Below are 12,738 nucleotides of genomic sequence, written 5' to 3'. Positions count from 1 at the left end.
GACAGGCACTAAATACTCAGTACCATCAATTTTCCCGATAAAGTGGCACATCATTCACCTTAGCGCTTCACTCACTGTGGGATCTGTATCCCAATTTTCAATGAAAAGTTCGCTGGGCATAAGTAAAAAATGATAAAGCTCTCCTTTTAGGGGAGTTTTTTTATTGAGGAACCAATGATACAATTGGAATAAAACTCCAATTACTCTCTGAATAAGAAGCAGTGAAATCATGGGCTTTTATGATAAAACTGAATTACCAAAACCTATTAAAGAAAAAAAACTTAAGGAGTACGGCATACTCTTTCATCCTTCAGTTAACGATAAAAATCGTTCTAAGACTTATATCAAAGCTGAAAATTATGTAGAAGCTATTAAAATATTTAATGTGGAATTTCCCAATGCAGTTATTATTACTAATGATGCACCTACTAATCCAAGAAAGAAAGAGCGTGAGTTCAATTTTGGTGGATTTCAATTTGTTTTATTGATCGGCTGGATTGCTTTTGCAGTTATTATTTTTATGTATGCAACTGAAAAACATGAACAGAAACTTCAAAAAGAGGAAAACTATACACAGCGTGCAAAAGTTGAGTTAGCCGATTATTTAAATCTTGCAGATTACTCTGTTCTAGAAAATCCAATAAAGTATAAATATCAAAAAAATGTAAAAGATGAACAATTAATCCCAGCACAGCGTCAAGCCAACCTTATTACAGTAGTGTTTCAAGTAGATGGGAAGTTTTATGTTGTAAAAATGATGGAGCGTGAATGGCGCAATGGTGGTGTTCCAGCTATCATAACACTATCAGTAGATTAACACTTAAACTAATTAACCTTTATTGAACCCTTATGTTTATCATGAGAAATAATAAAATTCAAGTATTTGAATAAACTACAAATTATTCTGCTTTAATACTAGTCAAACGCACTTCACTTCACTGGTACTTTATACTGATTTCCTACTAACTTATCCATCGTTCATAATTTCAAAGGAATGATAGCTACGTTAATTTGCTTAATTTTTTCTATATATATTCAGTACGATTCTTAAATAAAGAGAGGCTTTCCTGAAGAGGGACTTAGATTCCATCTAATGCGGGGAGTGACAGTGACAGGAACCTAAAACCAGCCCCAATGCGGACACCTTGAACCGTCATTATACCGAAAAATATGCAAATAAATAGCGCTTCAGAATTACTAAAATGAGTAATGCTGAAGTGCATTTTACTATTGATAACTGTAATCGCATAGCTTGGCCATCCCTATACAAACACCGGTTACAAACATGGCAGACCTAGTCAGTTTATGTGGCCATGGTTAGATCTCATACAAATACTTTAGCCCTTCATCGAATGTGGGGTCAGGCCCCCTATTTTGGTCAACTCACCATTAACTTTATTTAAAAACCACACATCAACCATCCCTCTTTGAAATACATTTGTGAAACAAGAAAATGCGGGAAGTGACAGGCACCAAAACCTTAGGTTTCTGCATCTTTTTTAATAGAAGTCCGTCTAATCCATAAAGGAGGCATAAAATATGAAAAGAGCTGCTATTTTGCTGTCAGGATTGCTTTTATTAACCGGCTGTACTGCACAGGAAGAATCAATTTCTCAGCATGATATTAAAATAGAGAAAGTTACCACAGAACAAAATAAAAAATCAAAGTACGGCGGATTAACGGAATTCGATAAGAATACAAACGTCACCATGAGGGTTACAATTGAAGCGATTTATCCATCTCCCGAGTATTCTATGCTTGGAATCACCAATGATGGAAATCAAACATATTTGGTGAGCCCGGAGTATACTATTGAAAGATTCGCAGATGGAGTATGGGTTGAGGTACCGCTTCCTAAAGAGTCTTCTATTGATGGAAAAACAGCCTATTTAGGACCTGGAGGCAGCTATCATCAAAAAATCAAAGTCCCTGGTGATAAGAATATTTACCAAAGTGAAGGAAAGTATCGACTGGTAAAAGTGTTGAAGTCTAAAGAAAAGAACCAGGAAGATGTGATACTTGCTAACGTCACAACCATTGGCGGAAAAAATTAAGAGGTCAATCAGATGAAAAAATGGATAACGATCATCAGCCTGATGGCAACCATAGGTATTGGCATCTTCATCTTCACCGAAGCCAAAAGCACTCATACAGGCTATATCATTGGTGTATTCGAGAATGACATATGGCTTGTCGGGGATTCCGGGGAGAGCATTCAGGGGAAAACGGAAGAGGAATTAAGTGAAATCTATAAATTCAGAGGGACTTTCTACGACACTAAACGCATTCCATTTTTTATAAAAAAGAATCTCAAGGTCGGCCAAAAAGTGAGAGTGTTTTCTGATGGCAGGGCCTATGAAACTGCTCCAAGTGAAGATGAAGCGACGTTTCTTTTTATATTAAAATGAAATCCGGGATGCCCACCCGACACGGTTTTAAATTATTATATCAGCTCGAACAAGACAGCTGCTGAACAAGGCAGCTTTTCTTATTCCACAAAAGGACAGTTTAGAACAAGGAGGAATTTGTAAAACACCTATTATTCAATGGAGTAACTACTTGCGGGGAGTGACAGGCACCCTAAACTTAAAATAAAATATAAGAGATGAAATACAACCGAATCATCACATTCCCGTCTCGTGGACAAAGTTGCCGTTAACTTCCTGACACCTTGCACCGCCTTTTTTACCGGTAACCAAGCATAAAATAAATAACGCTGCAGCATTACTACAATGAGTAATGCTGCAGCGCATTCAGCTATAGGTAAATGTAATGGCACAGCCCGGCCATCCCATGACTAACCCTCTTTAAAACCTGACAGACCTAGTCAGACCTCACCATTACCTTAAAAAAACCACACATCAACACAACCCTCTGTGAAACACATTTGTGAAACAAGAAAATGCGGGGAGTGACAGGCACCAAATCTAGATCATGCCACAGATTCTTATTTTTCATTTTTATCATTGTCTGATTTGTTTGGGGCATATTTAATAACAATGTTGGATACAAACAGTAAAATGGCAAAGGTATTTATAAGTTGTACCTCTGTACTTCTGGGTCGAACCCAATTGACTAATTCCATGAACACAACATAAATGATTATAAATATAAGTGAACCAATAAATTTAATAATCGAACTTATTATAAATGATTTCCATATGTTGATCTTTGTTTGTTTAGGTTTAGTGGTTTCTTTTTTAAACCGTTGCTTTATGACCAATATTGCTAAAGGTATTAACTGAGTTAGTAACTTAGCAAGTGCAATACCTGCTACGATTAGATGTCCATAATTTACTATACTTGATAACCAAGAAATATTTATATTTAAATTCTTGAGTACCTCACTTAATATTTCAAATATATTATTTGAAAAGTATAAGAAAAAGCTGAAAGCCATATAGCTAATGATGCCCCAGAGAATTCCATTCTGAACATCCTTGCTTTCAATTTGCTTATACGCTAGATAACTAAACCAAACAGATGCAACCAAAGCTAATACACTGAGAATACATAATACCACCGCTCCAGCCATAAGTCCTCCAGACATTTGATATAATTTACCAATATATAATATCACTAAGTTTAAAATAAAACTATAGTTAGATAAATTTAATTAGCCTTCACTAGTGGTAATGATTGACGCGGTTTTTATTGTATTGTTTTTACTAACAAGGACACCATTCTTCCTTTCCTCCACCCAAGAAAAATGGATGATCACTTTCGGTTCTGCCAAATCATATTGTAATACATTTAGTGTACCAGCACTCACTCTTTAGTCTCTCTCACCGCTCAACCAGGAAGGCGCAACAAGTATTGAACAAGCCTCTTTTATGAAAACCCTTCAAATAACCACAGACAAAAGCAGCTAGTTTTCATTAACCTAACTGCTTCTGTTTCCTACCCTCTCATGTTTTTGCAATCTCTAGAACTATCTGTGAAACATATGAAACAATAAAACCCATAAATTTACAGTATCCCTAATCTTACCAACCCTCTGTGAACACACCTTTAAAAAAAGAAAATGTAGGGGAGTGACACCCTAGTCTAGAAACCGCTCCGACTATCCCACTCTACAAGAGTATGGGGGAGTTTAATGACTCTCAACGTCCTATTTTTCTGAGAAACATATATATTATTTGAGTCTGTTGATACTACTTTGCCTGTAACAGTTTCATAATCAACGAAGTTGATCTCTTCGTAAGAAATTAAACCCGCCTGATCTAAAGTATCTCCTACATAATCACCCAGGGTAAATAGCGTAAGTCCTATTAGCGGTAAAATAACAAGAATTAGAAGTGATGATATCAATACTATAACTTTTATGAGGTCAAAAGGATTTTTTTTCGATCTTTGAGGTGGATTAATTGCTTCTTTGATTTTTGAATCCTCTTTCCCATCCGTATTAAATAATTTATATAATAAATAACCTATTAAAGTAGAGAATATAAGTATAGATAATAACAATATGATCCAATTGGAATAGGATATCAAATAAAATGCAAAGAACCCCTCAACAAATACATAACTGACTATAAAACCAAATCCCCAAATAAATAATGGTTGGTTATTAACAAATTTAAATATCATTAGTAAGATAGCCGTAGTGAAAATTATTAAGCTAATAAGTACCTCTAAAGGCATTGTCATAATGTGATTATTAATAAATAATATGGTTAATGCAGATAAAACTACAGAGAAGGCTACCTTTATAAAGTTCATAGCAATAAAATTTGTAAAGGCAAAAACTAGGGCCATAACTAGGGGTAACAGCCATAAAATTGATAATTTAAGAATATTAATGTGAATAGTATTCATAGCAGGAGACACTAAAATAATTGATAGAGCTATATGTACTGTGAGTAGAAAAAGAATACTAACAAAAATTATCCCTATTCTTTTTTTAAAATTCTGTTCATTGCGAATATAAATTATTAATATATAGAATAGTGACATTAATGCTATAAAAAACAGGCCTGTGAAAACGCAAGTTATTTTGTTTATTGGAACGTAAGTAACGGAGATATCCAACAAAGAATATTCTACTCCTCCAAAGTATAGGCCGTATAAAATTATGTATCCGATACTATATAATAGTGTAGGAATACCCAATACAGTGAAAGATGAAAATACTAAGTATCTTAGATTAGACCTAATAATGAAACTGACTATCTTTTCTAGCAGTTTCTTAATATAGAGGGTAAAACTTTTAATTGAATTTTCGATTTTTCATCCCACGCTTCACTTTTTGTAATGTAAAAAGCCATAAATTTCTTAATCTATAACTATTCATCCTACTAAAAGAGTGTCTGATTACTTTTGTTGTCTAGGGCCAATGTACAAAATTAAAGGACCCTACATCGATAGGGTCCTTTTAGTTATTAAATTTAACTTTTCTTATAATACGCCACATACCAATCCGCAAACCTCTGCAACCCATCCGCAATAGTCGTCTCAGGCTTAAAACCAACCGCCTCTTGCAACTGATCAGTAGAAGCATAAGTAGCAGGCACATCCCCCGGCTTAATCGGTTCAAACACCTTCTTAAACTGAACCTCTCTTCCTAAAGAGTTGCTTAATGCCTTCTCCAATGTTTCAATAAATACCATCAACTTCTCCGGACTGTTGTTGCCAATATTAAAGACTTTATGCTGCACATTACCAGCAGGCGGACTGCTGATTAGACGTTCAATGCCTTCTACAATGTCATCAATATAGGTGAAGTCCCGATAAAGATCGTTTTCAAAATCTCCGTTATTAAAAATTTTGATTGGCTCTCCAGCGAAATATTTATCTGTAAATCCGAAATAAGCCATGTCCGGGCGACCCATTGGTCCATAGACCGTAAAGAAGCGTAGCCCTGTAGCTGGAATTTTATAAAGATGGCTATACGTGTGGGCCATTAATTCATTCGATTTCTTAGTAGAAGCATAAAGTGATACAGGATTATCCACGGAATCTGTTTCTTCAAAAGGAACCTTTTTATTGGCTCCATAAACAGAGCTCGATGACGCGTAGACAAGATGATCTACTGGATAGTATCTGCAGGCCTCTAGGATGTTATAGAAGCCAATGATATTACTTTGAATGTAAACATCCGGGTTCTCAATAGAATAGCGTACACCAGCTTGGGCAGCAAGGTTAACTGCCACATCTGGCCTGTACTCTTCAAAGGTTTTCATAACCATATCCTTATCAGAGATGTCACCTTTGATAAAAGTAAAATTCTCATAAGGATCCAGCTGACTCAAACGGGTGTGCTTTAGCTTCACATCGTAATAATCATTGATATTATCTATACCAACAACCTTGCAGCCCTGCTTTAACAACTTCTCAGATAAATAAAAGCCAATAAACCCAGCTGCCCCGGTGATCAGGTATGTTTTACTACTATCAATAGCTTTGTAGTTCAACGTTATTCGACTCCTTCAGGCCTTCTCTGGTCGAAGGCTTTCTACCGATTGAATGGTACTCAACACCTGCTTCTTGCATAGCTTTTACATCATAAATATTTCTACCGTCATACACTAAAGGAGTTCGCATTAACTTCTTATATGCCTCTGCTGAGAGTGCTTTAACTTCTCCCCATTCAGTAAAAATAAAGCAAACATTTGCATCTTCCAAAGCATGCTCAATATTACGAACATAGGTGATGCTGCCTTTGCCATTTTTACCTTCTGGATGAACCTTAGCAAAATTGTCTGCACCTACAGGATCAAAAGCATAGATATCTGCACCTTGTTCCAATAACAAAGGTATATTCTCTAGAGAAGCTGCCTCTCTTAAATCGTCCGTTCCAGGCTTAAAAGTCAGTCCTAATACCGCTACCTTAAGACCATTAAATGTAATAAGCCTTTTACTAGCTTTCTTATAAAGCATTGTTTTTTGTTCAATGTTAACATCAATAGCCGCTTTAACAGTTTTAAGTTCATAACCGTTCTGTTTAGCAATATACTCAAGCGCTTTTGTATCCTTAGGGAAGCATGATCCACCAAAGCCAATCCCTGCATTTAAGAACTTACTTCCAATACGCTCATCAAAGCTCATTCCTTTAGCTACATCCTGAATATCCGCTCCAACCAATTCACAAAGATTAGCTATGTCATTCATATAAGAGATCTTTAATGCAAGGAAGTCATTGGATGCATATTTTATCATTTCTGCCGATCTTCTATTTACTGAAACAATCGGTAAATGAAACGGTTTATAGATTTTCGTTAATAATTCCTCAGCCCACTTACTTTCTGTTCCTATAATGATTCGCTCAGCATGAAGAGTATCACGAACTGCAGATCCTTGCGCTAGGAATTCAGGGTTTGATGCTACCTCCACTTTCACATCTTTGACTAAAAAGTCCTGTATAAACTGTTCCACTTTATCATTCGTTCCAACTGGAACTGTCGATTTAACTACTACTAGACAATCTTTTTCTACCGATTCAGCAATTTGTCTAGCAACTGTAGCAATGTATGATAAATTTGCAGAACCATCAGGTTGCTCAGGGGTCCCAACACCAATAAAAATTGCATCAGCATCTTTGTATGCTGATTTGAAATCAGTGGTATATTCAATTCTTCCAGCAGAATAATTTTTTTTCATCAACTCTTGTAAACCTGTTTCATAAATTGGAGAAACTCCAGATTTCATGAATTCTACTTTTTGTTCATCTATATCTACACAAGTTACTTGATGACCCACTTCAGCAAAACACACACCAGCAACTAGGCCGACATAACCTGTTCCTGCTACTGCTATTTTAAACATAGTAGTGCCTCCTTTCCTATTGTAGAGATTACATACTGTACTGTTTTTCAAAATAGTTCCGATATTCACCACTTAAAATTTGCTCCCACCATTCTTTGTTATCAAGATACCATTGAATAGTTTGAGCTATCCCCGTTTCAAAAGTATAAGTTGGCTTCCATCCTAACTCTTCTAGTTTTGTAGGATCTATTGCATAACGTTTATCGTGACCAAGTCTATCTTTAACAAATTCAATTAAACCTTCGGATTTACCTAAAGTTTTTATGATCGTTTTAACTACTTCTAAATTTGTCCGCTCATTATGCCCACCTACGTTATAAACTTCACCATTAACTCCTTCATGTAGTACTAAATCTATCGCTGCACAATGGTCAATAACATGTAACCAATCACGAATGTTTTTTCCATCTCCATAAACGGGTACCTTTTGTTCATTTAAAACACGTGAGATTGTTAATGGAATGAGTTTCTCAGGAAAATGGTATGGCCCATAGTTATTTGAACAACGCGTAATATTAACTGGTAAACCGTAAGTTTCATGATATGCACGTACTAATAAATCTGATGAAGCTTTACTTGCACTATATGGGCTGTTAGGCTGTAGCGGTGTTTCTTCTGTGAAAAATGTTGTAGGATCAAAATCTAACTCACCATATACTTCATCTGTTGATACATGAACAAATTTTGTAATATCAGCTGCTCTCGATGCGTCTAACAATACTTGGGTCCCGACAACATTCGTTTGCACAAAAATACCTGGATCTGTGATGGAGCGATCAACATGGCTTTCTGCAGCAAAATGAATAACGTAGTCAAATTTTTCTTTTTCAAAAAGAGCCAGTATCGTTTCACGATCAGCAATATCTGCTTTAACAAAGTGATAATTATCTTTTGTTTCAATATGTTTGTGCTTTGTTAAATCTCCTGCATAGGTTAATAAATCTAAATTATAAATATCATATTGAGGATACTTTTCCACCATATATTGAACAAAGTTACCACCGATAAATCCGGCACCACCTGTAACAAGAATTTTTTTTTGTTCCACTTATTTCACCTCTTGTGCTAATTCATTTAAATAATGTTTTAAAGCATCCTGCCACTTTGGTAACGACTTAAATCCATTGTCAATTAGCTTTTGCTTTGACATACGTGAGTTTTTGGGCCGAACAGCACGTGTTGGATATTCTTTAGTTGAAATTGAGTTTACAGTAACAGCTTTATTGGCTTGTTGAAAGATTTCAGAAGAAAACTCTGCCCATGTACAAAAACCCTCGTTTGATGCATGATAGACACCATACTTTTCCGTTTGAATCATGTCAATTAACAAACGTGCTAAATCAAATGTATATGTTGGTGAACCATATTGATCTCCGACAACATTTAATTCATTACGAGTTTCAGATAATCGAAGCATGGTTTTTATAAAATTATGCCCATTGATTCCGAAAACCCATGAAATACGAACGATAAAATGCTCTTCTAGTAAATCTCTTACAACCTTTTCTCCTTCATATTTCGTTAAACCATAATAGCCCACTGGAGTTGGCTTATCAGTTTCTTTAAAGGGTTCTTCACCTTTACCATCGAAAACATAATCAGTACTTATATACATAAATTTTGCATTAACATTCTTAGATGCTGTTGCAATATATTTTGTACCTAATACATTTACATTCCAGCATGTTTCTTTATCATCTTCAGCTTTATCAACTGCTGTATATGCAGCACAATGAATGATTACATCAGGATTTATTTTTTGTACATATTGATATACTTCAGCTTCATTAATTATGTCTAAGTCTTCTCTACCAATTCCTAACATGCTTATTCCACGTTTTTTACCTTCTCGTACAACGTCATAACCAAGTTGACCAGTGTAACCAGTTACTAGAACCTTCATAATAAACTACTCTCCATAAATAAAATTGTTTTCAGAATTTTTTAACAGAGGTGCTTTTTGGTCTTTTTCTGAAAGAATAGGATTTATATCCATTGGCCAATCAATACCAATTTCAGGATCATTCCAAATAATACCACGATCATTTTCTGGTGAGTAAAGTTCATCTACCTTATACTGTACCTCAACATTATCTGTTAAAGTTATAAACGCATGCGCAAAACCTTTTGGTACTAATAATTGTTTTTTATTTTCGGAATTTAGCTCAATACCAACCCACTTTCCATAAGAAGGACTGCCTTCTCGAATATCTACAGCAACATCAAATATTGCTCCCCTTGTACAGCGTACTAACTTAGTTTGTGCTTTAGGATTTAATTGATAATGCAATCCTCTTAATGTACCTTTAGTGGCTGAGAATGATTGATTATCCTGAACAAAATTTACATCTATACCTGACTCTAAAAAAGCTGATTCATTATATGCTTCCATAAACCATCCACGGTGATCACCAAATACTTTTGGCTCTACTATAATAACTCCATTCAAACTAGTTTCTATAAAATTCATGCAAGAACCTCCTCTTGACGTACTGCTTCTATCTGTTGGTTTGCTAATCTGATAAGGTATTTTCCGTACTCATTCTTTTTTAGAGGCTCTGCTAGTTCTAATAATTGACTTTTAGTTATATAACCCTTCCTATATGCTATTTCTTCTAAACAAGCAACCTTTAAACTTTGTCGCTTTTCAACAGTTTCAATGTAGGTTGATGCCTCGAGCAAAGATTCATGTGTACCCGTATCTAACCATGCAAACCCTCTACCTAATAACTCTACATTCAAGTCTCCTAGTTTTAAATAGGCTTGGTTAATATCTGTTATCTCTAGCTCACCACGTTCTGATGGCTTAACCTGTTTAGCAATTTCTACAACTCTATTATCATAGAAATACAGCCCAGTTACTGCATACGTCGACTTTGGAATTTTTGGCTTCTCTTCTATTGAAACTGCCTTTCCTTCTTGATTAAACTCTACTACACCGAATCGTTGCGGATCTTTAACATTGTAGCCAAAAACAGTTGCACCTGTCTCCCTTGATGAAGCATTCTCTAATAATTTTGTAAAGCCGTGACCGTAAAAAATATTATCTCCTAAAACTAAAGCCACGCTATCGTCTCCAATAAACTCCTCACCAATTAAAAAAGCCTGTGCTAAACCATCAGGCGTTTCTTGTATAGCATAGCTAAGGTTAATTCCAAGTTCACTACCATTTCCTAGTAGTTGTTCAAATCTTGGAGTATCAACTGGGGTGGAAATTATCAATATATCTTTGATACCTGCCAACATTAGTACTGATAATGGATAATAAATCATAGGCTTATCATAAATAGGTAATAGTTGTTTGGAAATAGTTTTTGTTAAAGGATACAGCCTTGTACCGCTACCTCCTGCTAAAATTATACCTTTCATTTCATATAACTCCCTTCTTGCAGTCTAAAAGTAAATTATCTTCTTAAATATAAGTTTATCTTTTTCTATAAGAAAAACTTTCTTGAGTGTATTACTAGTCTTTAACATAAACAAAATATAAAGAAACCGTTCGTTACAACTCTTTTTCTACCTTTATTTTTCGTTTAATTAAAATAAAAATTAATTCTCTAAAATCATTTTTATAAAAGAAATAGACAGACGCCATTAAACTAGATATAAAACTGAACATACCTAACCATAATTCTATAAGCTGTGTATTTATAATAAATAGAGTTATAAAGACTGAAATAAAATATACTTCCCTTTTTTGAATAGTAATAGATTCAAAGTGCCTTGAAGAATAAAAATACCAAATAAAGAATGATAAAGTAGTAGCTATTGCTATAGCAAAGTTACTTTTGAATAGAACAATAGCAAGTACATTTAGAAACAAGGAAATGACTAAGATGCCTAATGTTGTTTTAAGATACAACATTTGCTTTTTTTGAATTTTATATAGGTTTACATATAATGCTTTGATTGTAATAATAGCTGGAAAACCCATAAACAATATTGCAATTATACTTAGTGCAGGATAATATTTAGGCATGAAATACGTCACAATTACTGCAAAACCAAAATAAGTTATACTAAAAAAAGAACCTATTATTAAAAAGTAATTTTTTAATTTATTGGGAAGTAAGTTATCTTCATTTCTGGATAAATAAGGGTAAAAGATTGAAGTAATTGATTTTATAAAGACATTAATTAGAGTCATCATGGATATTGCAAATGAATAGTATGCAAAACTCTCTAGGTCTAGAGCAAATTTCACCATCCATCTATCAGCAGAATAGAGAAGTAAAGCAATTGAGTTACCTACTAATATGATTGATCCAATTTTGAAATGGCTTTTTATATCAACCATTTTCACAGTTGACTTAACATCTTTATACTCGACATAAAATTTGAATTCAAAATAAATAAACACTATAAAATATGAGAAAATATTCGCAACAATAAAATACCAATAATTACTAGTTTCAATTATAAAAATTAGTACTATATTTAAAATAAATAGTATTATTGGTGAGATTACAATTGTTTTAGAATACTTTGTGAATTCGCCTAATGCCTGATAAAATAAATTGTAAAATGAAAGAAAATTAAAAGGTATAATAGCAAATGAAATTGCTAATAGAATTGGGTCTTGTATTGCTATTGAAATGATCACAACTATGGCAGATATAATCATTTGAAAAATTATGAAAAACCGGTGTTCCCCTTTTATAAGAGCTCTATCTATTTCTTTTTCAATACTCCCACCATACTTTACAAAAATTCCATCAACAAAGCCAAAATGTAATAATCCCACAAAACTTAAATATAAACTAAATGTTTTCAAATTAGCATAATCTTCTAAGCTTAAAAAAGCTGGGATTATGAAGCCTGAAATCACAGCTATTGATAACGTAATTATATTTGAACTGAATACCTTTTTTATATCTTTTCTTAAATGCATATTATATTAACCCTCTTTTGTTAATATAGAGAATTTGTTACTGTATATTCCTTTGTATTACTCCATATTTTTTATTAACACT

12 protein-coding genes are annotated in these 12,738 nt (G+C 34.1%); 3 read left to right on the top strand and 9 right to left on the bottom strand.

The features are described from left to right. Positions 1 to 229: 229 nt before the first annotated feature. The 3 genes from Q9R36_RS14025 (at position 230) to Q9R36_RS14015 (ending at position 2,409) form a co-directional block, all read left to right on the top strand. Entirely contained in the window at positions 230 to 817 is a 588-nt protein-coding gene (locus Q9R36_RS14025) for a hypothetical protein (RefSeq protein WP_311225371.1), read from the top strand. Positions 818 to 1,539: 722 nt separating this feature from the next. Further along, positions 1,540 to 2,055, top strand: coding sequence for an immunoglobulin-like domain-containing protein (locus tag Q9R36_RS14020; protein WP_311225370.1), 516 nt, complete (start codon positions 1,540 to 1,542; stop codon positions 2,053 to 2,055). Between the two features lie 12 nt (positions 2,056 to 2,067). Further along, positions 2,068 to 2,409 carry a DUF3221 domain-containing protein gene (locus tag Q9R36_RS14015; RefSeq protein ID WP_311225369.1) on the top strand — a complete coding sequence of 114 codons (342 nt, stop codon included), beginning with the start codon at positions 2,068 to 2,070 and terminating at the stop codon, positions 2,407 to 2,409. A gap of 539 nt (positions 2,410 to 2,948) precedes the next feature. On the opposite strand, the gene Q9R36_RS14010 is transcribed toward Q9R36_RS14015, so the two are convergent. From Q9R36_RS14010 to Q9R36_RS13970, 9 genes are all read right to left on the bottom strand, one after another. Beyond that, positions 2,949 to 3,536 (bottom strand): hypothetical protein, encoded by a 588-nt coding sequence (locus Q9R36_RS14010; RefSeq protein WP_311225368.1) that lies wholly within the window; start codon positions 3,534 to 3,536, stop codon positions 2,949 to 2,951. 512 nt (positions 3,537 to 4,048) lie between these two features. Continuing rightward, positions 4,049 to 5,035, bottom strand: coding sequence for a hypothetical protein (locus Q9R36_RS14005; RefSeq protein WP_311225367.1), 987 nt, complete (start codon positions 5,033 to 5,035; stop codon positions 4,049 to 4,051). A 353-nt stretch (positions 5,036 to 5,388) separates the two neighbouring features. Then, the gene (locus Q9R36_RS14000) at positions 5,389 to 6,414 is read right to left on the bottom strand and encodes a GDP-mannose 4,6-dehydratase (RefSeq protein WP_311225366.1); all 1,026 of its coding nucleotides are present in this window, start codon (positions 6,412 to 6,414) and stop codon (positions 5,389 to 5,391) included. Beyond that, entirely contained in the window at positions 6,395 to 7,765 is a 1,371-nt protein-coding gene (locus Q9R36_RS13995; protein WP_311225365.1) for a UDP-glucose dehydrogenase family protein, read from the bottom strand. Before Q9R36_RS13995 ends, Q9R36_RS14000 begins: the two co-directional genes overlap by 20 nt. A 28-nt stretch (positions 7,766 to 7,793) precedes the next feature. Next, positions 7,794 to 8,813, bottom strand: a complete 1,020-nt coding sequence (gene rfbB, locus Q9R36_RS13990; protein ID WP_311225364.1) for a dTDP-glucose 4,6-dehydratase — start codon at positions 8,811 to 8,813, stop codon at positions 7,794 to 7,796. Then, on the bottom strand, positions 8,814 to 9,668 hold the full coding sequence (gene rfbD, locus Q9R36_RS13985; RefSeq protein ID WP_311225363.1) for a dTDP-4-dehydrorhamnose reductase: 855 nt from the start codon (positions 9,666 to 9,668) through the stop codon (positions 8,814 to 8,816). Positions 9,669 to 9,674: 6 nt separating this feature from the next. Further along, entirely contained in the window at positions 9,675 to 10,235 is a 561-nt protein-coding gene (gene rfbC / locus Q9R36_RS13980) for a dTDP-4-dehydrorhamnose 3,5-epimerase (RefSeq protein WP_311225362.1), read from the bottom strand. Beyond that, positions 10,232 to 11,134: a glucose-1-phosphate thymidylyltransferase RfbA gene (rfbA, locus tag Q9R36_RS13975; protein ID WP_311225361.1), complete on the bottom strand. Its 903-nt coding sequence runs from the start codon at positions 11,132 to 11,134 to the stop codon at positions 10,232 to 10,234. The genes rfbC and rfbA overlap by 4 nt, the downstream gene beginning before the upstream one ends. Before the next feature lie 133 nt (positions 11,135 to 11,267). Then, the gene (locus Q9R36_RS13970; RefSeq protein ID WP_311225360.1) at positions 11,268 to 12,656 is read right to left on the bottom strand and encodes an MATE family efflux transporter; all 1,389 of its coding nucleotides are present in this window, start codon (positions 12,654 to 12,656) and stop codon (positions 11,268 to 11,270) included. Positions 12,657 to 12,738: the final 82 nt, after the last annotated feature.

The sequence above is a fragment of the Bacillus sp. AG4(2022) genome (genome assembly GCF_031844465.1).
Classification (GTDB): Bacteria; Bacillota; Bacilli; order Bacillales; family Cytobacillaceae; genus Bacillus_AB; species Bacillus_AB infantis.
This window is presented reverse-complemented; position numbering and strand designations above follow the sequence as displayed.

Excerpts from the sequence above, each read along its gene's own strand:
- Q9R36_RS14025 (WP_311225371.1), top strand. The coding sequence starts at position 230 with ATGGGCTTTTATGATAAAACTGAATTACCAAAACCTATTAAAGAAAAA.
- Q9R36_RS14020 (WP_311225370.1), top strand. The coding sequence starts at position 1,540 with ATGAAAAGAGCTGCTATTTTGCTGTCAGGATTGCTTTTATTAACCGGC.
- Q9R36_RS14015 (WP_311225369.1), top strand. The coding sequence starts at position 2,068 with ATGAAAAAATGGATAACGATCATCAGCCTGATGGCAACCATAGGTATT.
- Q9R36_RS14010 (WP_311225368.1), bottom strand. The coding sequence starts at position 3,536 with ATGGCTGGAGCGGTGGTATTATGTATTCTCAGTGTATTAGCTTTGGTT.
- Q9R36_RS13995 (WP_311225365.1), bottom strand. The coding sequence starts at position 7,765 with ATGTTTAAAATAGCAGTAGCAGGAACAGGTTATGTCGGCCTAGTTGCT.
- rfbD (WP_311225363.1), bottom strand. The coding sequence starts at position 9,668 with ATGAAGGTTCTAGTAACTGGTTACACTGGTCAACTTGGTTATGACGTT.
- rfbC (WP_311225362.1), bottom strand. The coding sequence starts at position 10,235 with ATGAATTTTATAGAAACTAGTTTGAATGGAGTTATTATAGTAGAGCCA.
- rfbA (WP_311225361.1), bottom strand. The coding sequence starts at position 11,134 with ATGAAAGGTATAATTTTAGCAGGAGGTAGCGGTACAAGGCTGTATCCT.
- Q9R36_RS13970 (WP_311225360.1), bottom strand. The coding sequence starts at position 12,656 with ATGCATTTAAGAAAAGATATAAAAAAGGTATTCAGTTCAAATATAATT.